Origin of the sequence: Pseudomonas citronellolis, from assembly GCF_029335315.1 — a bacterium.
GTDB lineage: Bacteria > Pseudomonadota > Gammaproteobacteria > Pseudomonadales > Pseudomonadaceae > Pseudomonas > Pseudomonas citronellolis_A.
On the sequence record NZ_JARJLT010000047.1, the window covers coordinates 52,169 to 71,575 of the forward strand.

At 68.3% G+C, this 19,407-nt stretch carries 24 protein-coding genes; 9 read left to right on the forward strand and 15 right to left on the reverse strand.

Annotated elements, in window-relative coordinates; translation table 11 throughout:
- Positions 1-32 precede the first annotated feature (32 nt).
- Complete coding sequence (locus P3W75_RS03940; RefSeq protein WP_276226067.1) at positions 33-398, reverse strand: DUF5064 family protein; 366 nt, start codon at positions 396-398, stop codon at positions 33-35.
- Between the two features lie 65 nt (positions 399-463).
- Positions 464-781, reverse strand: a complete 318-nt coding sequence (locus tag P3W75_RS03945; RefSeq protein WP_276226068.1) for a DUF2288 domain-containing protein — start codon at positions 779-781, stop codon at positions 464-466.
- Positions 782-1,085: 304 nt separating this feature from the next.
- On the opposite strand from P3W75_RS03945, the gene P3W75_RS03950 reads away from it, so the two are divergent.
- The 5 genes from P3W75_RS03950 (at position 1,086) to P3W75_RS03970 (ending at position 5,965) form a co-directional block, all read left to right on the forward strand.
- Positions 1,086-2,207 carry a branched-chain amino acid ABC transporter substrate-binding protein gene (locus P3W75_RS03950; protein ID WP_276226069.1) on the forward strand — a complete coding sequence of 374 codons (1,122 nt, stop codon included), beginning with the start codon at positions 1,086-1,088 and terminating at the stop codon, positions 2,205-2,207.
- A 118-nt stretch (positions 2,208-2,325) separates the two neighbouring features.
- On the forward strand, positions 2,326-3,246 hold the full coding sequence (gene livH / locus P3W75_RS03955; protein WP_276226070.1) for a high-affinity branched-chain amino acid ABC transporter permease LivH: 921 nt from the start codon (positions 2,326-2,328) through the stop codon (positions 3,244-3,246).
- Positions 3,243-4,496 carry a high-affinity branched-chain amino acid ABC transporter permease LivM gene (locus P3W75_RS03960; RefSeq protein WP_276226071.1) on the forward strand — a complete coding sequence of 418 codons (1,254 nt, stop codon included), beginning with the start codon at positions 3,243-3,245 and terminating at the stop codon, positions 4,494-4,496. Before livH ends, P3W75_RS03960 begins: the two co-directional genes overlap by 4 nt.
- Positions 4,493-5,260, forward strand: a complete 768-nt coding sequence (gene livG, locus P3W75_RS03965) for a high-affinity branched-chain amino acid ABC transporter ATP-binding protein LivG (RefSeq protein ID WP_276226072.1) — start codon at positions 4,493-4,495, stop codon at positions 5,258-5,260. Before P3W75_RS03960 ends, livG begins: the two co-directional genes overlap by 4 nt.
- A gap of 3 nt (positions 5,261-5,263) precedes the next feature.
- Positions 5,264-5,965 (forward strand): ATP-binding cassette domain-containing protein, encoded by a 702-nt coding sequence (locus P3W75_RS03970; RefSeq protein WP_276226073.1) that lies wholly within the window; start codon positions 5,264-5,266, stop codon positions 5,963-5,965.
- 248 nt (positions 5,966-6,213) lie between these two features.
- On the opposite strand, the gene P3W75_RS03975 is transcribed toward P3W75_RS03970, so the two are convergent.
- Complete coding sequence (locus P3W75_RS03975; protein ID WP_276226074.1) at positions 6,214-6,897, reverse strand: GntR family transcriptional regulator; 684 nt, start codon at positions 6,895-6,897, stop codon at positions 6,214-6,216.
- Between the two features lie 64 nt (positions 6,898-6,961).
- Entirely contained in the window at positions 6,962-7,696 is a 735-nt protein-coding gene (locus P3W75_RS03980) for an SDR family NAD(P)-dependent oxidoreductase (RefSeq protein ID WP_276226075.1), read from the reverse strand.
- A gap of 146 nt (positions 7,697-7,842) precedes the next feature.
- Between P3W75_RS03980 and P3W75_RS03985 the strand changes: the two genes are divergently transcribed.
- Together P3W75_RS03985 and P3W75_RS03990 are read left to right on the forward strand one after the other, a co-directional pair.
- Positions 7,843-8,907: a phosphotransferase gene (locus P3W75_RS03985; protein ID WP_276226076.1), complete on the forward strand. Its 1,065-nt coding sequence runs from the start codon at positions 7,843-7,845 to the stop codon at positions 8,905-8,907.
- Positions 8,904-10,226: an aspartate aminotransferase family protein gene (locus P3W75_RS03990; protein WP_276226077.1), complete on the forward strand. Its 1,323-nt coding sequence runs from the start codon at positions 8,904-8,906 to the stop codon at positions 10,224-10,226. The genes P3W75_RS03985 and P3W75_RS03990 overlap by 4 nt, the downstream gene beginning before the upstream one ends.
- Before the next feature lie 12 nt (positions 10,227-10,238).
- On the opposite strand, the gene P3W75_RS03995 is transcribed toward P3W75_RS03990, so the two are convergent.
- The 3 genes from P3W75_RS03995 to P3W75_RS04005 all read right to left on the reverse strand — a co-directional run bounded on the left by P3W75_RS03995 (position 10,239) and on the right by P3W75_RS04005 (position 12,244).
- Positions 10,239-10,703 (reverse strand): sn-glycerol-3-phosphate transporter, encoded by a 465-nt coding sequence (locus tag P3W75_RS03995; RefSeq protein WP_276226078.1) that lies wholly within the window; start codon positions 10,701-10,703, stop codon positions 10,239-10,241.
- Positions 10,704-10,726: 23 nt separating this feature from the next.
- Positions 10,727-11,206: a glycine zipper 2TM domain-containing protein gene (locus tag P3W75_RS04000; RefSeq protein ID WP_276226079.1), complete on the reverse strand. Its 480-nt coding sequence runs from the start codon at positions 11,204-11,206 to the stop codon at positions 10,727-10,729.
- Between the two features lie 123 nt (positions 11,207-11,329).
- On the reverse strand, positions 11,330-12,244 hold the full coding sequence (locus P3W75_RS04005; RefSeq protein ID WP_276226080.1) for a LysR family transcriptional regulator: 915 nt from the start codon (positions 12,242-12,244) through the stop codon (positions 11,330-11,332).
- 102 nt (positions 12,245-12,346) lie between these two features.
- Here P3W75_RS04005 and P3W75_RS04010 point away from each other — a divergent pair, with 102 nt between their 5' ends.
- Positions 12,347-12,946, forward strand: coding sequence for a short chain dehydrogenase (locus P3W75_RS04010; protein WP_276226081.1), 600 nt, complete (start codon positions 12,347-12,349; stop codon positions 12,944-12,946).
- Positions 12,947-13,285: 339 nt separating this feature from the next.
- Here the strand turns inward: P3W75_RS04010 and P3W75_RS04015 are convergent, their stop codons facing one another.
- A complete protein-coding gene (locus tag P3W75_RS04015; RefSeq protein WP_276226082.1) occupies positions 13,286-13,684 on the reverse strand; it encodes a DUF488 domain-containing protein in 399 nt (132 codons plus the stop codon).
- Between the two features lie 95 nt (positions 13,685-13,779).
- Between P3W75_RS04015 and P3W75_RS04020 the strand changes: the two genes are divergently transcribed.
- Positions 13,780-14,448, forward strand: a complete 669-nt coding sequence (locus P3W75_RS04020; protein WP_276226083.1) for a COG3650 family protein — start codon at positions 13,780-13,782, stop codon at positions 14,446-14,448.
- Positions 14,449-14,461: 13 nt separating this feature from the next.
- On the opposite strand, the gene P3W75_RS04025 is transcribed toward P3W75_RS04020, so the two are convergent.
- The 7 genes from P3W75_RS04025 to P3W75_RS04055 form a co-directional block, all read right to left on the reverse strand.
- Positions 14,462-15,556: a PLP-dependent cysteine synthase family protein gene (locus tag P3W75_RS04025; protein WP_276226084.1), complete on the reverse strand. Its 1,095-nt coding sequence runs from the start codon at positions 15,554-15,556 to the stop codon at positions 14,462-14,464.
- 19 nt (positions 15,557-15,575) lie between these two features.
- Positions 15,576-16,478 (reverse strand): DMT family transporter, encoded by a 903-nt coding sequence (locus tag P3W75_RS04030; protein WP_276226085.1) that lies wholly within the window; start codon positions 16,476-16,478, stop codon positions 15,576-15,578.
- 196 nt (positions 16,479-16,674) lie between these two features.
- The gene (locus P3W75_RS04035; protein WP_276226086.1) at positions 16,675-17,004 is read right to left on the reverse strand and encodes a Na+/H+ antiporter subunit G; all 330 of its coding nucleotides are present in this window, start codon (positions 17,002-17,004) and stop codon (positions 16,675-16,677) included.
- The gene (locus P3W75_RS04040) at positions 17,001-17,270 is read right to left on the reverse strand and encodes a K+/H+ antiporter subunit F (protein ID WP_276226087.1); all 270 of its coding nucleotides are present in this window, start codon (positions 17,268-17,270) and stop codon (positions 17,001-17,003) included. The genes P3W75_RS04035 and P3W75_RS04040 overlap by 4 nt, the downstream gene beginning before the upstream one ends.
- Positions 17,255-17,755, reverse strand: coding sequence for a Na+/H+ antiporter subunit E (locus tag P3W75_RS04045; protein ID WP_276226088.1), 501 nt, complete (start codon positions 17,753-17,755; stop codon positions 17,255-17,257). The genes P3W75_RS04040 and P3W75_RS04045 overlap by 16 nt, the downstream gene beginning before the upstream one ends.
- On the reverse strand, positions 17,752-19,254 hold the full coding sequence (locus P3W75_RS04050) for a monovalent cation/H+ antiporter subunit D (protein ID WP_276226089.1): 1,503 nt from the start codon (positions 19,252-19,254) through the stop codon (positions 17,752-17,754). Before P3W75_RS04050 ends, P3W75_RS04045 begins: the two co-directional genes overlap by 4 nt.
- Positions 19,251-19,407 (reverse strand): NADH-quinone oxidoreductase subunit K (locus P3W75_RS04055; protein WP_276226091.1); only part of this gene is annotated, 157 nt, incomplete at its 5' end. The genes P3W75_RS04055 and P3W75_RS04050, both read right to left, overlap by 4 nt.

Genomic DNA, 19,407 nt, shown 5'->3' on the forward strand with positions numbered 1-19,407 from the left:
GCCGGGCTTTCTCGTTCAACCGAGGCAGACGATCACTCGCCGCCGTGAACCACCTTGTCCAGGTCGATCGGGTCCCCCGGCTGGGTCCCCAGCTTGGTGCGGATGTCCTCGAACATCGCGTCGTATTCCTTGTGAATCCGCACTATCGGCCCGAACCGCGGGTGCAGGCCGTGCTTCTGGGCGATGCGGGTGGCATCGCTGGCGAAGTTGAAGGCCTGATCCTTGGGCATGTCGAACTCCTCCTTGAACGCGTTGCCGTCGATGCTGCCGTCCATGGTGAAGTGGACGTAGGCACCGTTGGCCGCGTCGTGGCGGATCTCGTAGAACAGGTTGATATCCAGCGCCTGCTGGTCAAGGCCCGGCAGGGCGTGGAGATGCAGGTGACCAGGCTCGAACATGACGTACCTCCGTGCAGTGATCCGCCAAGTCTAGCTCGCCCTGGCGCATTGCAAGGCGCGCCGGATCAATGCAGCGGGGTTTTTTCCGCGCGTTCCTGGACCAGCACCCAGGGCGCCACCACCACCGCCCACAGCGACGGGTCGCGGTCGAGGAAGTCCTGCGCGGCGGCTTCGTCGACCTTGGCCAGGTTGCCCGCGGCCAGCCAGGCGGCGACCTTCTCGCGGTCGTCCTCGGCCACGGCCTGCGCCGCCTCGATCAGGTCCACGCCGTCGGCCACGCGCAGCAGGGCGCCACGGGCGAAGAACGGCTGCAGCTCCTGCCAGGAGATCTGGGCGGTCTCGCCGAGCAGCTTGGCATAGAGGGTGCTAGTTTGTTCAGTCATGGTACTCACCGGGAAGTCAGGCGGCGCCATGATACCGCCCGACCGGCGCCAGGCAAGCTTCCCGGGAGGAACGCGAGGGGGATGGGACCAAAGGAGGGGTACTGGCACTACGCCGTTTTTCTATACGTTTGTTTCGTCATTGCGACATGGGGCAAAGCGTCCCGCCGCCCCCCGCTTTTCAAGCGGCGAAGCGGCACTCTACACTGTACCGGTACAGTTGCCGTCGGATTCCGCCAGGGCGCAAAGCCCGGCACACCACGGCCACAGGACCACAAGAACGAAAACACAAGAAGAGTGGAGCATTATGAAAAAGGGTACCCAACGTCTTTCCAAACTGTTGACCGCCATGGCCCTGGCCGGCGTCGCCAGCTATTCGATGGCCGCCGACACCATCAAGATCGCCCTGGCCGGCCCGGTGACCGGCGCGGTCGCCCAGTACGGGGAGATGGAGTTCGTTGGCGCCAAGATGGCCATCGAGCAGATCAACAAGGCCGGTGGCGTCGACGGCAAGCAGCTTGAAGGCGTGGTCTACGACGACGCCTGCGATCCCAAGCAGGCCGTGGCGGTTGCCAACAAGATCGTCAACGATGGCGTCAAGTTCGTCGTTGGCCACCTGTGCTCCAGCTCCACCCAGCCGGCTTCGGACATCTACGAAGACGAAGGCATCCTGATGATTTCCCCGGCCTCCACCAGCCCGGACATCACCAGCCGCGGCTACAAGCTGATCTTCCGCACCATCGGCCTGGACAACATGCAGGGCCCGACCGCCGGCAAGTTCATCGCCAGCCACGTCAAGCCGAAGGTCGTCGCGGTCATCCACGACAAGCAGCAGTACGGCGAAGGCATCGCCACCGCGGTCAAGAAGACCCTGGAAGACGCCGGCGTGAAAGTCGCCATGTTCGAAGGCATCAACGCCGGCGACAAGGACTTCTCCTCGCTGATCGCCAAGCTGAAGCAGGCCAACGTCGACTTCGTCTACTACGGCGGCTACCACCCGGAACTGGGCCTGCTGCTGCGCCAGACTTCCGAGAAAGGCCTGAAGGTCGGCTTCATGGGCCCCGAAGGCGTCGGCAACAAGGAAATCTCGGCCATCGCCGGCCCGGCTTCCGAAGGCCTGTACGTGACCCTGCCGAAGTCCTTCGACCAGGATCCGAAGAACCAGGCGCTGGTCGCCGCCTTCAAGGCCAAGAACCAGGACCCGAGCGGCCCGTTCGTGTTCCCCGCCTACGCCGCCGTGCAGGTCATCGCCGACAGCATCAAGAAGGCCGGCAGCACCGACACCGACAAGGTCGCCGCCGCCCTGCGCAGCAACACCTTCGACACTCCCACCGGTTCCCTGGCCTTCGACGAGAAGGGCGACCTGAAGAACTTCAACTTCGTGGTCTACCAGTGGCACAAGGACGGCACCAAGACCGAAGTCAAATAAGGTCCGCCGTTCGAGTCCAGAGCCCACTGCGCTTGCAGTGGGCTTTGTTTATTCCGCGTATTCCGGGGGTCCGTCGCGCCACAAGCGCCGCTTCACGCGACGCCCGAGGAGTTAGGTGATGCCTGAGCTCTATCACTACCTGCAACAGCTGGTCAACGGCCTTACCGTTGGCAGCACCTATGCCCTGATCGCCATCGGCTACACCATGGTCTACGGCATCATCGGCATGATCAACTTCGCCCATGGCGAGGTTTACATGATCGGCTCGTACGTAGCCTTCATCGTGATCACCGGCCTGGCCATGATGGGGATCGTCAGTCTGCCGATCGTCATCTTCTGCACCTTCGCCGCTGCCATCATCGTGACCAGCGCCTACGGCTACAGCATCGAACGGATCGCCTACCGCCCGCTGCGCGGCAGCAACCGGCTGATCCCGCTGATCTCCGCCATCGGCATGTCGATCTTCCTGCAAAACGAAGTCCTGCTCGCCCAGGACTCCAAGGACAAGGCCATCCCCAACCTGCTGCCGGGGAACCTGGTGTTCGGCGACCCCACCTACGGGGTGACCGTCTCCTACATGCAGGTGCTGATCTTCATCGTCACCCTGCTGGCCATGTACGGCCTCAGCCTGTTCATCTCCCGTTCCCGCCTGGGCCGCGCCTGCCGCGCCTGCGCCGAGGACATCAAGATGGCCAACCTGCTGGGCATCAACACCAACAACATCATCGCCCTGACCTTCGTCATCGGCGCCAGCCTCGCGGCCGTGGCCGCGGTCCTGCTGGGCCTGCAGTACGGCGTGATCAACCCGAACATCGGCTTCCTCGCCGGCATCAAGGCGTTCACCGCCGCGGTGCTCGGTGGCATCGGCAGCATTCCAGGCGCCATGCTCGGCGGCCTGGTGCTGGGCGTCGCCGAAGCCTTCGGCGCCGACGTGTTCGGTGACCAGTACAAGGACGTGGTGGCCTTCAGCCTGCTGGTCCTCGTGCTGCTGTTCCGCCCCACCGGTCTGCTCGGTCGTCCGGAGGTGGAGAAGGTATGAACAAGCGACTCAAGACGGCCTTCTTCAGCGCCCTGCTGGTGCTGGCGGTGGCCTACCCGATCCTCGGCCTGAAACTCAGCGTCATCGGCATCGGCCTGCAGTTGGAGGGCGTCAGCCCCACCACCCTGTGGACCATCGCCGCGTGCGCCGTGGCCATGTTCGTCTGGCAACTGGTGCGTGACCGTTTCAGTTTCGCCGGCGCGCGCAACCTGCACCTGGGCGAGAACAACATCCTCTACCGTTCGCTGACCCAGCCGTCGGTGCAGCGCAAGGTCATCATCGTGATGATCCTGGTCGCGCTGGCCTGGCCCTTCTGGGGCTCGCGCGGGGCGGTGGACATCGCCACCCTGGTGCTGATCTACGTGCTGCTGGGCCTGGGCCTGAACATCGTGGTGGGCCTGGCTGGCCTGCTCGACCTCGGCTACGTCGGCTTCTACGCCGTGGGCGCGTACAGCTACGCGATGCTCTCGCACTACTTCGGCCTGGGCTTCTGGACCTGCCTGCCGATCGCCGGGGGCATGGCCGCGCTGTTCGGCTTCCTGCTCGGTTTCCCGGTGCTGCGCCTGCGCGGCGACTACCTGGCGATCGTGACCCTGGGCTTCGGCGAGATCATCCGCGTCCTGCTGCGCAACCTCACCGGCCTGACCGGCGGCCCCAACGGCATCAGCAACATCGAGAAACCGACCCTGCTCGGCCTGACCTTCGAGCGCCGCGCGCCCGAGGGCATGCAGACCTTCCACGAGTTCTTCGGCATCGCCTACAACTCGAACTACAAGGTCGTGTTCCTCTACCTGGTGGCGCTGCTGCTGGTGCTGCTGGTGCTGTTCGTCATCAACCGCCTGCTGCGCATGCCGCTGGGCCGCGCCTGGGAAGCGCTGCGCGAAGACGAGATCGCCTGCCGCGCCCTGGGCCTGAACCCGACCATGATCAAGCTCTCGGCCTTCACCCTCGGCGCCTGCTTTGCCGGTTTCGCCGGCAGCTTCTTCGCCGCGCGCCAGGGCCTGGTGACGCCGGAGTCGTTCACCTTCATCGAGTCGGCGACCATCCTCGCCATCGTCGTCCTCGGCGGCATGGGCTCGCAACTGGGGGTGATCCTCGCCGCCGTGGTGATGATCCTGCTGCCCGAACTGATGCGTGACTTCAGCGAATACCGCATGTTGATGTTCGGCGCCATCATGGTGCTGATGATGATCTGGCGTCCGCAGGGCCTGCTGCCGATGCAGCGCCCGCACCTGGAGTTGCGCAAATGAGTCGACCGATTCTTGAAGTAAGCGGCCTGACCATGCGCTTCGGCGGCCTGCTGGCCGTCAACGGCGTCGCGCTCAAGGTCGAGGAAAAGCAGGTGGTCTCGATGATCGGCCCGAACGGCGCCGGCAAGACCACCGTGTTCAACTGCCTCACCGGCTTCTACCAGCCCACCGGCGGGCAGATCCTGCTGCGCGGCGAGCCCATCCAGGGCCTGCCGGGCCACAAGATCGCCCACCGCGGCGTGGTGCGCACCTTCCAGAACGTCCGCCTGTTCAAGGAAATGACCGCGGTGGAGAACCTGCTGGTCGCCCAGCACCGGCACATCAACACCAACTTCCTCGCCGGCCTGCTGAAGACCCCCGGGTTCCGCCGCGCCGAAGCCGAAGCGCTGGACTACGCCGCGCACTGGCTGGAAGTGGTCAACCTGAAGGACGTGGCCAACCGCCCCGCCGGCACCCTGGCCTACGGCCAGCAGCGCCGCCTGGAAATCGCCCGCTGCATGATGACCCGCCCGCAACTGCTCATGCTCGACGAGCCGGCGGCCGGCCTCAACCCGCGCGAGACCGAGGACCTGAAGGCGCTGATCGCCATGCTGCGCGCCGAGCACGGCGTCACCGTGCTGCTGATCGAGCACGACATGAAGCTGGTGATGAGCATTTCCGACCACATCTACGTGATCAACCAGGGCACGCCCCTGGCCGACGGTACCCCGGAGCAGATCCGCGACAACCCGGACGTGATCAAAGCCTATCTGGGGGAGGCCTGAGCCATGCTGAAGTTCGACAAGGTCTCCACCTTCTACGGCAAGATCCAGGCCCTGCACGAGGTCAGCCTGGAGGTCCAGCAGGGCGAGATCGTCACCCTGATCGGCGCCAACGGCGCCGGCAAGTCGACCCTGCTGATGACCCTCTGCGGCTCGCCGCGCGCGGCCTCCGGCAGCATCAAGTACCTCGGCGAGGAACTGGTCGGCCAGGAATCCTCGCACATCATGCGCAAGAGCATCGCGGTGGTCCCCGAAGGCCGCCGGGTGTTCGCCCGCCTGACCGTCGAGGAAAACCTGGCGATGGGTGGCTTCTTCACCAGCAAGGGTGACTACCAGGAGCAGATGGAGCGCGTCCTGGGCCTGTTCCCGCGCCTGAAGGAGCGCTTCAGCCAGCGCGGCGGCACCATGTCCGGCGGCGAACAGCAGATGCTCGCCATCGGCCGCGCGCTGATGAGCAAGCCCAAGCTGCTGCTGCTCGACGAGCCGTCCCTGGGCCTGGCGCCGATCATCATCCAGCAGATCTTCGACATCATCGAACAGCTGCGCAGCGAAGGCGTGACCGTCTTCCTCGTCGAGCAGAACGCCAACCAGGCGCTGAAGCTCGCCGACCGCGGCTACGTGCTGGAGAACGGCCGGATCGTGATGCAGGACAGCGGCGCCAACCTGCTGGTCGACCCCAAGGTACGCGACGCCTACCTCGGCGGCTGAGCCCATCGCGGTAACGACAAACGGCCCTTCGGGGCCGTTTTTCTTTGGCTGCTCGTGCGTTGGCGATGCGCTCTCTGTAGGGCGCATAACGCCTACGGCGTTATCCGCCGTCATTCCCGGGCAACGGTGTTGCGGGCTGACGGCGGATAACCGCGAACGGTTATGCGCCCTACGCTTCCGCGAAAACGGCAGGACGCCACTTCCCGTAGGAGCGCGCTATGCGCGCGAATCGCGGGCAGGGCCCGCTCCTACAGGGGAACGGCTTCCTCTTCGCGCTGGGCGAGGAATTCCAGCATCTTCTGGCTGCCATCGGTGAGGTCTGCGCAGATGGCCGCGCGGGCCGCGGGGCCGTCGCCCTTCTGCAGGGCGTGCAGGACTTCCCAGTGGTGCTCCACCGCCATGCGCTCGTTGAAGCTGCCGTAGGTCCGCGCGATCAGCGGCCCGGTGCGCATCCACAGGCTGTCGAGGAAGCCCTTGAGCAGGGGCATGCCGGCGATCTCGGCGAGGGCGAAGTGGAAGGCCTGGTTGAGCTTGAGCGCCGCTTCCAGGTCGTCCGCGTGGATCGCCGCGAGGTTGTCGCGGATGTTCGCTTCCAGCATCGCCAGTTGCTCGGCGCTCGCCCGGCTGGCCGCGGTCTCCGCCGCCAGGCCTTCGAGGGCCACGCGGATGCTGCGGATTTCCAGGTACTGCTCGCGGGTCAGCACCGGCACGCGGATGTCGCGCGGCGTCCTGAGCACCAGCGCCTGTTCCTTGGCCAGCTGCAGAATGGCGTCGCGCACCGGGGTCACGCTGGTGCCCAGCTGCTGCGCCAGGTCGCGGATGCGCAGGCGGTCGTCGGGCTGGAAGCGTCCGGTGATCAGCGCCTCGCGCAGCAGCGCGTAGACGCCGCTGCCCAGGTAGGCGTGGTTGAGGCCGTCGATCGGATAGTTCATGGAGTCCTCGCGGGGTTGCGGGCGCGATGATGCGGCGAGCGCCGGCGAATTGCCAGCAGCGCGCTCAGACGTGCTGGCCACCGTTGACGTGGATCTCCGCGCCGTTCACGTAGGACGCCCCCTGGGTGCACAGGAAGTGAATCAGCGAGGCCACCTCCTCCGGCTTGCCCAGGCGATGCATGGGAATGTCGCGCTCGACGATCAGCTCGGTGCCCGAGGACAGGATCGCGGTGTCGATCTCCCCCGGCGCGATGGCGTTGACCCGCACGCCGTGGCGGCCGAAGTCGTAGGCCATCTCGCGGGTCAGCGCCGCCAGCGCGGCCTTGGACGCGGCGTAGGCGACGCCGGCGAAGGGATGCACCCGCGAACCGGCGATGGAGGTGACGTTGATGATGCTGCCGCGCGCCGCCTTCAGTTCCTCGAACAGCCCGCGCGCCAGCAGCGCGGTGGAGAACAGGTTGACGTTGAACACCTTCAGCCAGGTGCCGTAGTCGCTTTCCAGCACGCCCATGCGCTGCCCTTCCGGGCCCTTGGGCGAGATGCCGGCGTTGTTCACCAGGGCGTCCAGGCGCCCGCCGAGCTTCTCGCGGATCGCCGGCAGGCTGCGCTCGACGCTGGCGATGTCCTCCAGGTCGAGGTGGATGTGGTTGAGCAGGCCCTCGGCCCAGGGGCAGTCCTCCACCCAGCTCTGCCGCGAGGCGGTGAAGATGCGCCAGCCGGCGGCATGGAAGTGCTTCACGGTGGCGTGGCCGATGCCGCGGCTGGCGCCGGTGAGCAGCAGGGTCCGGGTTTCGCTCATGGGATTCTCCGTGCGTTGGGGCTTGCGGGTGCTCCGATGATGGCGCAATCTCGTCGCAAAGAAAACATGATGCATCATATTTTCAATGTGTTTTAATGGCCCCAGCCCAGCATGACACTACCAGCACGACAAGAACCGGAGCCCCCATGCCGTTGACCGCCCTCGCCCACGATCCCCTGCTGGAGGCCGCGCCCGCGCAGGTCTCGCTGGAACAGGCCGGCGCCATCGCCCGCGACTGCTTCGGCCTGGAAGGCCCGTTGCAGCGCCTGGCCGGCGAGCGCGACCTGAACTTCCAGGTCGGCGCCGACGACAGCGCCAGCCGCCTGCTCAAGCTCTCCCACCCGCTGGAAGACCCGCAGGTGGTGGACTTCCAGAACCGCGCCCTGCTCCGCGTGCAGCAGGCCGACCCGCAGCTGCCGGTACAACGCGTCTACCCCACCCTCGACGGCCAGCACCAGGTCTGGGTGGAAGTCGACGGCCAGCGCATGCTCGCGCGGCTGATGTCGTTCGTCGAAGGCCTGCCGCTGCACCGCGTGCCGCAACGCAGCCCGGCACTGCGGCGCAACCTGGGCGAGGCCCTGGCGCGCCTGGACCTGGCCCTGCACGGCTACCAGCACCCGGCCTCCGGCCACGAGCTGCTCTGGGACCTGCAGCACGCCCAGCGCCTGCGCCCGCTGCTGCGGCACATCGACGACGGCGAGCTGCGCGGCCTGGTCGAGCGCGCCCTGGACAACTTCGAGGAGCACGCCCTGCCGCGCCTGCCGACGCTGCGCGCGCAGGTGATCCACAACGACCTCAACCCGCACAACGTGATCGTCGACGCCACGCACCCGGAGCGGCTGCGCAACATCCTCGACTTCGGCGACATGGTCCACGCCCCGCTGGTCAACGACCTCGGCGTGGCCGCCGCCTACCAGCTGGGCTGCGAAGGCGACGTGCTCGCCCCGGCGCTGGAGTTCATCGCCGCCTACCACGCCCGCAACCCGTTGCAGGAGGCCGAGCAGGAAATCCTCTGCGACCTCATGGCCACCCGCCTGGTGCTGACCCTGGGCATCACCGCCTGGCGCGCCAGCCTGCACCCGGAGAACCGCGACTACATCCTGCGCAACGCCCGCCAGGCCCGCGCCAGCCTGCAGGGCCTGGCCGCGCTGTCCCGATCCGAGGCGCACGCACGCATCGCCCGCGCCTGCCAAGAGGAGTCCCACGCATGACCATGATCAACGGCTACAGCGCTGCCGATGGCGAGCGCCTGAGCGACAAGGAACGCAGCCTGATCGAGCGCCGCGAGCGCCTGCTCGGCCCGGCCTACCGGCTGTTCTACGAGCGCCCGCTGCACACCGTGCGCGGCGAGGGCGTGTGGCTCTACGACGAACAGGGCCGACAGTACCTCGACGCCTACAACAACGTCGCCTCGGTCGGCCACTGCCACCCGCGCGTGGTCGAGGCCATCGCCCGTCAGGCGGCGGTGCTGAACACCCACACCCGCTACCTGCAGGAAGGCATCCTCGACTACGCCGAGGACCTGCTCTCCACCTTCCCCGCCGAACTCGGCCAGGTGATGTTCACCTGCACCGGCAGCGAGGCCAACGACCTGGCCCTGCGCATCGCCCGTCACGTCACCGGCGGCACCGGGGTGATCATCACCCGCTTCGCCTACCACGGCGTCACCGGCGACATCTCCGCGCTTTCGCCGTCGCTGGGCAGCGGCATCACCCTGCCCGCCCACGCGCGTACCGTGCGCGCGCCGGACGCCTACCGGCTGGGCGCGGAGCACGCGGCGCGAATCTTCGCCGAGGACGTGCGCGCCGCCATCGCCGACCTGCGCGCCAACGGCATCCAGCCAGCGGCGCTGCTGGTGGACGGCATCTTCGCCAGCGACGGCGTGTTCGCCGGGCCCGCCAGCCTGCTCGCCGAAGCGGTGGCGGTGGCCCAGGCCGAAGGCCTGCTGTACATCGCGGACGAGGTGCAATGCGGCTTCGCCCGCACCGGCGAGCAGCTGTGGGGCTTCCAGCGCCACGCGGTGAAGCCGGACCTGGTGACCCTGGGCAAGCCCATGGGCAACGGCCAGCCCATCGCCGGCGTGGTGGCGCGCCCCGAGGTGCTGGAGAACTTCGGCCGCAGCGTGCGCTACTTCAACACCTTCGGCGGCAACCCGGTGAGCTGCGCCGCCGGCCAGGCGGTGCTCGACGTGATCCGCGAGGAGGGCCTGCAACAACGTTCGGCGCAGATCGGCGAACACCTGCTGCAGGGCTTCCGCGGCCTGGCCGAACGTCACGAACTGATCGGCGACGTGCGCGGCGCCGGGCTGTTCCTCGGCGTGGAGCTGGTCAGCGATCGCGCCAGCAAGGCCCCGGCCGCGGCGCAGACGCGGCGGGTGGTCAACGCCATGCGCGAGCGCGGCGTGCTGATCAGCGCCGCCGGCCCGCAGGAGAACATTCTGAAGATCCGCCCGCTGCTGGCGTTCCAGCGCGAGCACGCCGACCTGCTGATCGAGACCCTCGACGCGGCCCTGGTCGAGGCCGCTGGCTGAGGGGAAGCCGCGTTACAGGTGCATCCCGACGTTGATCATCCCGGCGTTGGCGCCGAGCGCCACGAACTCGGCGCCGAAGCGGCCGAACTGCATGCCCACCGAAGGGATGATCGCCGGCGCCACGCCGTAGTGGTTGAGCGGAATCTTGTCGCGGTACTTGCCGTGGTAGCCCTGGATCGCGCCGCCGGTGACCTTGACGTAGAACGGCGTGTCTTCGAGGTCGAAGCGCTTGCCGGCGTACACGTAGTTGGAGCGCTGGCGGAACGAGTTGCGGAAGGTGGCGCCGCCCCACACCCAGCCATCGGCGCGGTTGCGCTCCAGGCCGATGAGTTCCTGGTGGTTGTTGTGGTCGGGGTCATGGTTCCAGTGCCGGGTCATCACGCTGGTCTGCAGGTACCAGGTGTCGCCGTCCCCCTCGCCCGACCAGGCGAGGGGCGCAAGCAGCAGCGCGATGAGCGGGATAAGCAGCTTTTTCATGCTGGCGCCTCCTGCGTCCGACCTCAGAGGGTCACGCGGCTGGCGCCATTCACGCTCATGATGCGCACGCGGTCGCCGACGCGGAACTGCTGGTTGTCCACCGCCTGCACGTAGGCGCGGGAGATGCCGTCGTCCTCGCGCACCACGATTTCCACGCCCTGGGTGCGGGTCAGGCCTTCCTCCACCGCCGAACCGGCGGCGCCGCCGGCGATCCCGCCGAGGATGGTCGCGACCGCCGAACCTCGGCCGCCGCCGATACCGCTACCGGCGATACCGCCGACAGCGGTGCCGGCCAGGGTGCCGATCGGGGTCTTGGTGCCTTCGATCTGCACGGCGCGCAGGGATTCGATGGTGCCCATGCGTACGGTCTGCACCGAACGGGCGTCGGCGCGGGAGTAGCTGCTGCCGGACAGGTTCGAGGCGCAGCCGGAAAGCGCCAGGGCGCTGCCGACGAAGGCGGCGAGCAGCAGGGAGCGGGAAGCTTTCAGGGTCGAAGTTTTCATGGTGGGTCCTCGCGGACAGTCATTAAGGGATGGACAAAGCCTATGCCCCCCTCACTGAACCTCCCCTGAACCCTGTCTGAACCTCGGCTGAACGAACCTGAATGAAGCTGAACGGCGGTGTTTTCAGCCCTGCAGGCGCAGCAGGCGCTGGCGCGAACGCTCGAACCAGGCCAGCAGGTAGTCCACCAGCAACTGGGTGCGCCGGGGCAGCCCGCCCTGGTACGGGTGGACCAGGAACACCGGCGTGCTGCGCGTCTGGTAGTCGCACAGCAGCCAGCGCAGGCGCCCGTCGGCCAGCTCGTCCTGGAGCATGTAGGACGGCAGCCGGGCTATGCCGACGCCGACCAGCGCGGCCTTCTTCAGCAGCGTGTAGTGGTTGCTCGCCAGCACCCCGCCGACCTCGACGCGGAACAGCTCGTGCTGGCGCTGGTAGAGCCATTGGTCGGGATCCGGGTAGTGGGTGTTGAGCAGGCAGTTGTGCCGCGCCAGCTCGTCCGGCGCGCGCGGCTCGCCGTGCTCGGCGAGGTAGCCGGGGGTAGCGCAGGTCAACTCCTGCAGGGCGAACAGCGGGCGCGCCACCAGGCGCTCGTCGCCGGCCAGACCGGAACGGATCGCCAGGTCGAAGCCCTCGGCGACCAGGTCGCGGCGCTCGTTGGCCAGGTCCAGCTCCAGGCGGATACCCGGATGGGCGCGGGAGAACTCCACCAGCCAGGCGTCGAAGAAGGTCTCGCCGAGGGACACCGGCACGCTCATGCGCACGGTGCCGCGCTCCTCTTCCTGCAACCGCGCCACCGCCTGCCGCGCCCGCGCCGCCTGGGCGTTGAGCGCCTGCGCCTCGGGCAGCAGCGCGCTGCCGGCGGCGGTCAGCGTCAGGCGTCGCGTCGTGCGGTGCAGCAGGGTCACGCCGAGGCTCTGTTCCAGGGCGGCGATACGCTTGGACAGTTGCCCCTTGCTGCACCCCAGGCGCTCGGCGGCGCGGGTGAAGCTGCCGCACTCAAGCAGCACGGCGAAGGCCGAGAGGTCTTCCAGGTGGGCCATGATTGTTTCCCCACGAAAACGATAGGTTGCCGATTACCCCAATTATCCAAACAAAATACGTCCCTAGACTGACGCCGTCACCCACCCTTTCCCGGAGTCAGCATGAAGATCATCCTCGTCGGCGCCAGCGGCACCCTCGGCCAGGCCGTGGCCAATGAACTGGGCCAGCGTCATGACATCGTCCGCGTCGGCCGCAGCAGCGGCGACCTGCGCGTGGACATCACCGACCGCGTCTCGATCCAGGCGCTGTTCGACAAGGTCGGCTCGTTCGACGCCCTGGTCAGCGCCGCCGGCAAGGTGCACTTCGGCGCGCTGGCGGAGATGGGCGAGGCCGAATACGCGGTGGGCCTGCAGGACAAGCTGATGGGCCAGGTCAACCTGGTGCTGCTCGGCAGCCGCTACGCCAACGACGGCGCCTCCTTCACCCTGACCACCGGCATCCTCAGCGACGAACCGATCCGCCAGGGCAGCTCGGCGAGCATGGTCAACGCGGCGGTGGAAGGCTTCGTGCGCAGCGCCGCCATCGAGCTGCCGCGCGGCCAGCGGATCAACGCGGTGAGCCCCAACGTGCTGGTGGAATCGATGGCGGGCTACGCGCCCTTCTTCCGCGGCTTCAAGCCGGTGCCGGCGGCCGACGCGGCGCTGGGCTTCGTGCGCAGCGTGGAAGGCGCGGAGACGGGGCGGGTCTACAAGATCTGGTGAGTGCGCAGGCGGCCGGTTCTTCACTTGTAGGAGCGAGCTTGCTCGCGAATGGAGTGCTACTGGGCAGCTTCGGTGCACATCCTCAAGAGCCCCTCTCCCTAACCCTCTCCCTAAAGGGAGAGGGGACCGTTGGGCAGACACGGAAATTCGGGAGTTAGCCGGCAGCGCCGAAAGCTACCGGCTGAAACCTGACCTTTTCTCGGCACGGTCTGCCCCCTCTCCCTTCAGGGCGGGGCGCGCAGCCGAGGGCTGGGGAGAGGGAAACGCGTCTATCCGAAACGCCACGGCGGCCGGTAGCTCATTCGCGAGCAAGCTCGCTCCTACAACAAGCCAGCGCCTTCACTCCTTCCTCTCCGCGTAACACACCGGCGAACTCCCCGGCTCGACCCGCTCCAGCTCGTCCTCCAGAAACTCCGCCAGCACCCGCGCGTTGTTGTGCTCGGTGTCCTTAGCGCCATACAGCAGCGTCAGGTGGCCCTGGCCGGCGATGCCCAGCAGCTTCCACCAATGCTCCGGGTGCGCCGCCAGCTCGGCGTGGTAGGCCTGGCGGAAGGCCTCGAACTGCGTGGGGTCGTGGTGGAAGCGCTGGCGCAGTTCGTTGGACGGCGAAGCGTCCTTGAGCCATTCGTCCATGCGCAGGTCCTCCTTGCGGATGCCCCGCGGCCACAGCCGGTCCACCAGCACCCGGTAGCCATCGTCCGGCGCCGGCGCCTCGTAAGCGCGCTTGTAGCGAATCATTCCCTGCCTCCTTTGCGACTTTCCCTACCACTGTAGACCTTGAGCGGGCGCGCCCGGGCCGGTAACGTGGGCGCATTTTTCCGGGAGCCCCCGTCATGCGTCCAGCCCGTCTCTTCGTCTACGCCCTGCTACCCCTGTTCGCCGCCTGCCAGGTGTGGAAGCCGGAAAGCGCCCGGCCGAACGCGCCGAGCCGGGTCCAGGGCGAGGTCAGCCGCCAGGACGGCGGCCTGGTCATGCGCCCGTGCAACGAGCAGCGCCGGTTCAACCTGGTCGACGGCCCGGACAGCAGCGTGGCCCGCGAGGCCCGCGAAATGGCCGGCGACGCCGCCGGCAAGCTGTTCATCGACGCCCTCGGCACCTACTCCGGCGGCCAGGCGAGCAATACCGACGGCAAGTTCGAAGTGCAGACCCTGTACCGCCTGCAGGGCGAAGGCCACGGCTGCGACGACCCCAACTTCAAGCAGACCATCGTCCGCGCCGGCGGCAACGAACCGGGCTGGAGCGTGATGATCAACGCCCACGGCCTGCTTCTGCAGCAGCAGGGCCAGGCCGACCAGGTACTGCCCTACGTGGTGGAAAGCGTGCCCGGCGGCAGCAGCAGCTACTCCACCGAGGCCAACGGCGAGAAGCTCGAGCTGTGGGTCGCCCCGGCGCGCTGCGTCAACGACATGAGCGGCGCGGTGAGCAGCCTCAGCGCCGAGCTGCGCCTGAACGACAAGGTCATGCGCGGCTGCGCCTTCCCCGGCGGCGCCGCGGCCGAATAAGCGCGCCGCTGCCTTACAGCCCCAGCGCCTCGAGTTCCGGCAGGGGCTGCCCCTCCTCCACGCAGGCGCGCACCGCGTCGATCAGCGGGTCAAGCTCGAAGCCCTGCTGGATCAGCCACAACGGGTCGTAATAGGACGTGGCGTAGCGCTCGCCGCTGTCGCAGAGGATCGTAACCACCGAACCCGACTCGCCGCGCGCGCACATGCCTTGCGCCGCCAGCAGCGCGCCCATCAGGTTGGTTCCGCTGGAGCCGCCGACGCGCCGGCCCAGGCGCCGCGCCAGGTAATGCATGGCCGCCAGCGACCAGGCATCGGGCACCTTGACCATGGCGTCGAGCACCGCCGGCAGGAAGGACGCTTCCACCCGCGGCCGGCCGATGCCCTCGATGCGCGAGCCGCATTCCAGGGTCAGGCTGCGGTCGCCGCTGCGGTAGGCGTCGAAGAACACCGAGCGCTCGGCGTCGGCGCAGAGCACCCGGGTCTGGTGCCGGCGATAGCGGGCGAAGCGCCCGAGGGTCGCCAGGGTGCCGCCGGTGCCGGGGCTGGAGACCAGCCAGGCCGGCTCGGGGAAGCGCTCGTGGCGCATCTGCTGGAAGATCGACTCGGCGATGTTGTTGTTCGCCCGCCAGTCGGTGGCGCGCTCGGCGTAGGTGAACTGGTCCATGAAGTGGCCGCCGCTCTCGCGGGCCAGGCGCTCGGACTCGGCGTAGATCTGCGTCGGGTCGTCCACTAGGTGGCTGCGGCCGCCGTAGAAGGCGATCTGGGCAATCTTCTCCGGCGAGGTGCTGGCCGGCACCACGGCGATGAAGGGCAGCCCCAGCAGGCGCGCGAAATAAGCCTCGGAGATCGCCGTGGAGCCGCTGGAGGCCTCGATCACCGGCGCCCCCGGCTTCAGCCAGCCGTTGCACAGCGCGTAGAGGAACAGCGAGCGCGCCAGGCGGTGCTTGAGGCTACCGGTGGGGTGGCTGGACTCGTCCTTGAAGTACAGGTCGATGCCGGGCAGGCCCGGAGTTTCCAGGGGGATCAGGTGGGTATCGGCGCTGCGCTGGAAGTCCGCCTCGATGATGCGGATGGCTTCGCGGGTCCAGTCACGGATGTCGATGGACATGGGGCGGTTCCTCTTTCGATCAGTCGAGCACCCCGGCCGGCGGCGGCAGGCTGCTGCGCCACTGGCTCAGGGCGACCCCGGCGAACACCAGGGCGGTAGCCAGCAGTTGCTGGCCGTTGAGACGCTCGCCCAGCAGCAGCCAGGCGAGGATCAGGGTGAACACCGGGATCAGGTTGATGAAGCCGGTGGCCTGGCTCGCCGGCAGGCGGCTGACGCCGAAGTTGTACAGGCCGTAGGCGCCCACGGTGACCACGCTGCCGAGGTAGATCAGGGCGAACAGCCCCTGGCCGCTGGGCGCGGGCGGCACGCCGGAGCTGACCGCCGCCAGCGGCAGGAAGAACAGCGAGCCGATGAACGCCTGCATGGCGGTGAGGATGAACGGCGAGTAGCGCGCCGACAGGTGCTTGAGCAGCAGGGTGTAGCCGGTGGCGCAGACCATCGCCAGCAGCTCGAACAGGTTGCCCAGCAGCGGTTGCGGCGCGTGGCGGTCCGGCTCGCCGGCCAGGGTCAGCCAGGCGGCGCCGAGCACCGCCAGGGCGAAGCCCAGCCAGGTGTTGCGCGAGACGCGCTCATGCAGCAACAGCCAGGCGCCGACGGCCACTAGCAGCGGCAGCAGCGCGGTGATCATCCCGGCCTGGGCGGCGCTGGTGTATTGCAGCGCGTAGGACTCGAAGACGAAGTACAGGCAGGGTTCGCACACCGCGAGGCCGATCAGGTATTTCCAGTCCCCGGCGCGGTAGTCGATGCGCCCGCGCCAGCGCCAGGCGGCGAGGAAGATCAGGCTGCCGATGGCCATCCGCGCGAAGATCACCCACATCGGCGGCCATTCGGCGAAGGCCAGCTTGAGGGCGATGAAGGAACTGCCCCAGAGCGCCATGGCCAGGACCAGGCACGCCAGGGCGAAGGATCGGGACTGCTGCACGGGAGGCTCCGCGAAAGGAATCCCTCCAGTATAGGAGCGCGCGCCCGACGGCCGACAGGCACAGCGCCGGGGCAAAACTGTATCGGCCCCGCCGGCGCATGCCCTTCGCAGGAGCGAGGGGGACGCCCAGTCCTTGCTCGCGAACAGCCGCCGCTGCGGGCCATTCGCGAGCGAGCTCGCTCCTACAGGGGAGTTCTCACGCCCAGGGCTTGCCGCCGGTGCCCGGCGCGCGCGGCAGGCGTTGCCGCATCGCGGCCTTGGCCAGCAGGTGGGCGCTGACCGGCGCGGTGATGAACAGGAACAGGGTGATCAGCACCTCGTGCAGGCTGACCCCGCCTTCGCCGACGCTGAAGTACAGCAGCGCGCCCAGGGCCACGCCGCCGACACCCAGGGTCGAGGCCTTGGTCGGCGCGTGCAGGCGCGTGTAGAAGTCCGGCAGGCGGTACAGCCCCACCGCGCCGAGCAGGGCGAACAGGCTGCCGCCCAGCAGCAATGCGCTGACGAGGATTTCCACGAACAGGTTCATTCGATGATGTCTCCACGCAGCAGGAACTTGCACAGCGCCACGGTGCTGACGAAGCCCATCACCGCGATCAGCAGCGCCGCCTCGAAGTACAGGCCGCTGCCGCGCCAGACACCGAACAGCACGATCAGCGCGATGGCCTCCACCGACAGGGTGTCCAGCGCCAGGATGCGGTCGGCCGCGCTCGGCCCGCGTACCAGGCGCGCCACCGTCAGCAGCAGGGCCACGGCGATCAGCGCCAGGCACAGCGGGATCACGTAGGCGAGCATTCGAACACCTCCTTCAGCGGCGCCTCGTAGCGCGCCTTGATGTCCGCCACCAGCGCCTGCGCGTCGGGTACGTCCAGGCCGTGCACCAGCAGGCGGCGGCGGTCGGCGCTGAGGTCGGCGGAGACGGTGCCGGGGGTCAGGGTGATGACGCTGGCGAGGATGGCGATGGGCAGGTCCTCGCGCAGCTCCAGCGGCACCTCGACGAAGCCCGGTCGCAGGTTGCGCGTCGGCCCGAGCACCCGCCTGGCGACCTGCAGGTTGGCCACGACGATGTCGTACAGCACCACGCCGATGAAGCGCAGCAGCAGGCCGGGGCGGCGGATGCGCAGCGGCGCCAGCAACATGTCCCGGCACAGCAGCGGCAGCGCCAGGCCGAGCGCGGCGCCGAGCAGCCAGTGGCCGAAGGAGAAATCGTTGACCAGCAGCACCCAGCCCAACAGCAGGCACAGGCTGAGCAGCGGGTGCGGCAGCAGGCGGCGGATCATGCGCCACCTCCGGCGAGGATCGCCTGGCGGTACTGCTCGACATCCAGCAACTGGGCGGCGGTGGCCTGCAGGTAGTCCTGCAGCGGCCTGGCGAAGATCACCAGCAGCAGCGTCGAGGCCAGCAGCCCGACAGTCACCAGCAGGCGCAGCGGGTCGCGCTCGGCGCTGCCGAGGATGCTTCGCCCGGTGTTCCAGAACAGCGTGCTGCCGGCGCGGCTGAGGGTGACGGTGACCAGCAGGCCGCTGCCCAGCACCACCGCCCAGAGCGCCAAGCCGGCGCCGCCGCTGCCGGCGGCGCGAAGGATCATCAGCTTGGCGAAGAACCCGGAGAACGGCGGCAACCCGGCCACCGCGATGGCGCCGACGAAGAACAGCGCCCCCAGCAGCTGCGGCTGCAACAGCGCCGGGCCCTGCACCAGCAGGCCAGCCTTTTCGCCGCGCTGGCGGGCGATCAGGTCGGCGAGCAGGAACAGCGCGCCGACCACCCAGGTGCTGTGCAGCAGGTAGAACAGCAGCGCCGCCAGCGACGACTGGGAGCCCAGCGCCAGCACCGCCAGCTGGGTGCCGGCGGAAACCACCACCAGGTACGCCAGCAGGCCCTGCAGGCGGGTGGCCGCCAGCGTACCGAAAGTGCCGGCCAGGATGCCCGCCAGGGCCAGCGGCCAGAGCCAGGCCTGGGCCAGGTTGGCCAGCTCGCCGGCGTGCTCGCCGAAGATCAGCGTGTACACCCGCAGGATCGAGTAGATGCCCACCTTGGTCATGATCGAGAACAGCGCCGCCACCGGCGCGCTGGCCTCTGCGTAGGCGCGCGGCAGCCAGAAGTACAAGGGCAGCAACGCCGCCTTCAGGCCGAACACCACCAGCAGGAGCAGCGCCGCGGCACGCACCAGCGGCGCGTCGGCGGCGCCAAGCTGGGCTACGCGGCCGGCCATGTCGGCCATGTTCAGGGTGCCGGTGACGCCATAGAGCACGCCCACCGCGATCAGGAAGAACGCCGAACCCACCAGGTTGAGCACCACGTAGTGCACCCCGGCGCGCACCCGCCCCGCCCCGCCGCCATGCAGCAGCAGCGCGTAGGAAGCGATCAGCAGGATTTCGAAGAACACGAACAGGTTGAACAGGTCGCCGGTGAGGAAGGCGCCGTTGAGGCCGAGCAGCTGGAACTGGAACAGCGCGTGGAAGTGCTTGCCGCGGCGGTCATCGCCGCGCACCGCGTAGAGCAGCGCGAAGCTCGCCAGCACGGCGTTGGCCAGCAGCATCAGCGCGCTGAGGCGGTCGAGCACGAGGATGATGCCGAACGGCGGCCGCCAGTCGCCCAGGGCGTAGAACTGCACCTGGCCGGCGGCGGCCTGCTGCAACAGCAGCGCGCTCACCGGCAGCAGCGCCAGCGTGGCCAGCAGAGAGATTCCCCGCGCGGCGCGCGAGCCGTGGCCGGCGAGCAGCAGCAGGCAACCGGCGAACAGCGGCAGCAGGACCGGGGCGATCAACAGGTGGTTCATTCGCCCTCCTCCGGCGCCTTGCCGTCGACATGGTCGTCGCCGGTCTCGGCCAGGCCGCGCAGGGCCAGGACGATGACGAAGGCGGTCATGGCGAAGCCGATGACGATGGCGGTCAGCACCAGCGCCTGGGGAATCGGGTCGCCGGGGCTGGCC

Excerpts from the sequence above, each read along its gene's own strand:
- P3W75_RS03940 (WP_276226067.1), bottom strand. The coding sequence starts at position 398 with ATGTTCGAGCCTGGTCACCTGCATCTCCACGCCCTGCCGGGCCTTGAC.
- P3W75_RS03945 (WP_276226068.1), bottom strand. The coding sequence starts at position 781 with ATGACTGAACAAACTAGCACCCTCTATGCCAAGCTGCTCGGCGAGACC.
- P3W75_RS03950 (WP_276226069.1), top strand. The coding sequence starts at position 1,086 with ATGAAAAAGGGTACCCAACGTCTTTCCAAACTGTTGACCGCCATGGCC.
- livH (WP_276226070.1), top strand. The coding sequence starts at position 2,326 with ATGCCTGAGCTCTATCACTACCTGCAACAGCTGGTCAACGGCCTTACC.
- P3W75_RS03960 (WP_276226071.1), top strand. The coding sequence starts at position 3,243 with ATGAACAAGCGACTCAAGACGGCCTTCTTCAGCGCCCTGCTGGTGCTG.
- livG (WP_276226072.1), top strand. The coding sequence starts at position 4,493 with ATGAGTCGACCGATTCTTGAAGTAAGCGGCCTGACCATGCGCTTCGGC.
- P3W75_RS03970 (WP_276226073.1), top strand. The coding sequence starts at position 5,264 with ATGCTGAAGTTCGACAAGGTCTCCACCTTCTACGGCAAGATCCAGGCC.
- P3W75_RS03975 (WP_276226074.1), bottom strand. The coding sequence starts at position 6,897 with ATGAACTATCCGATCGACGGCCTCAACCACGCCTACCTGGGCAGCGGC.
- P3W75_RS03980 (WP_276226075.1), bottom strand. The coding sequence starts at position 7,696 with ATGAGCGAAACCCGGACCCTGCTGCTCACCGGCGCCAGCCGCGGCATC.
- P3W75_RS03985 (WP_276226076.1), top strand. The coding sequence starts at position 7,843 with ATGCCGTTGACCGCCCTCGCCCACGATCCCCTGCTGGAGGCCGCGCCC.
- P3W75_RS03990 (WP_276226077.1), top strand. The coding sequence starts at position 8,904 with ATGACCATGATCAACGGCTACAGCGCTGCCGATGGCGAGCGCCTGAGC.
- P3W75_RS03995 (WP_276226078.1), bottom strand. The coding sequence starts at position 10,703 with ATGAAAAAGCTGCTTATCCCGCTCATCGCGCTGCTGCTTGCGCCCCTC.
- P3W75_RS04000 (WP_276226079.1), bottom strand. The coding sequence starts at position 11,206 with ATGAAAACTTCGACCCTGAAAGCTTCCCGCTCCCTGCTGCTCGCCGCC.
- P3W75_RS04005 (WP_276226080.1), bottom strand. The coding sequence starts at position 12,244 with ATGGCCCACCTGGAAGACCTCTCGGCCTTCGCCGTGCTGCTTGAGTGC.
- P3W75_RS04010 (WP_276226081.1), top strand. The coding sequence starts at position 12,347 with ATGAAGATCATCCTCGTCGGCGCCAGCGGCACCCTCGGCCAGGCCGTG.
- P3W75_RS04015 (WP_276226082.1), bottom strand. The coding sequence starts at position 13,684 with ATGATTCGCTACAAGCGCGCTTACGAGGCGCCGGCGCCGGACGATGGC.
- P3W75_RS04020 (WP_276226083.1), top strand. The coding sequence starts at position 13,780 with ATGCGTCCAGCCCGTCTCTTCGTCTACGCCCTGCTACCCCTGTTCGCC.
- P3W75_RS04025 (WP_276226084.1), bottom strand. The coding sequence starts at position 15,556 with ATGTCCATCGACATCCGTGACTGGACCCGCGAAGCCATCCGCATCATC.
- P3W75_RS04035 (WP_276226086.1), bottom strand. The coding sequence starts at position 17,004 with ATGAACCTGTTCGTGGAAATCCTCGTCAGCGCATTGCTGCTGGGCGGC.
- P3W75_RS04040 (WP_276226087.1), bottom strand. The coding sequence starts at position 17,270 with ATGCTCGCCTACGTGATCCCGCTGTGCCTGGCGCTGATCGCCGTGGCC.
- P3W75_RS04045 (WP_276226088.1), bottom strand. The coding sequence starts at position 17,755 with ATGATCCGCCGCCTGCTGCCGCACCCGCTGCTCAGCCTGTGCCTGCTG.
- P3W75_RS04050 (WP_276226089.1), bottom strand. The coding sequence starts at position 19,254 with ATGAACCACCTGTTGATCGCCCCGGTCCTGCTGCCGCTGTTCGCCGGT.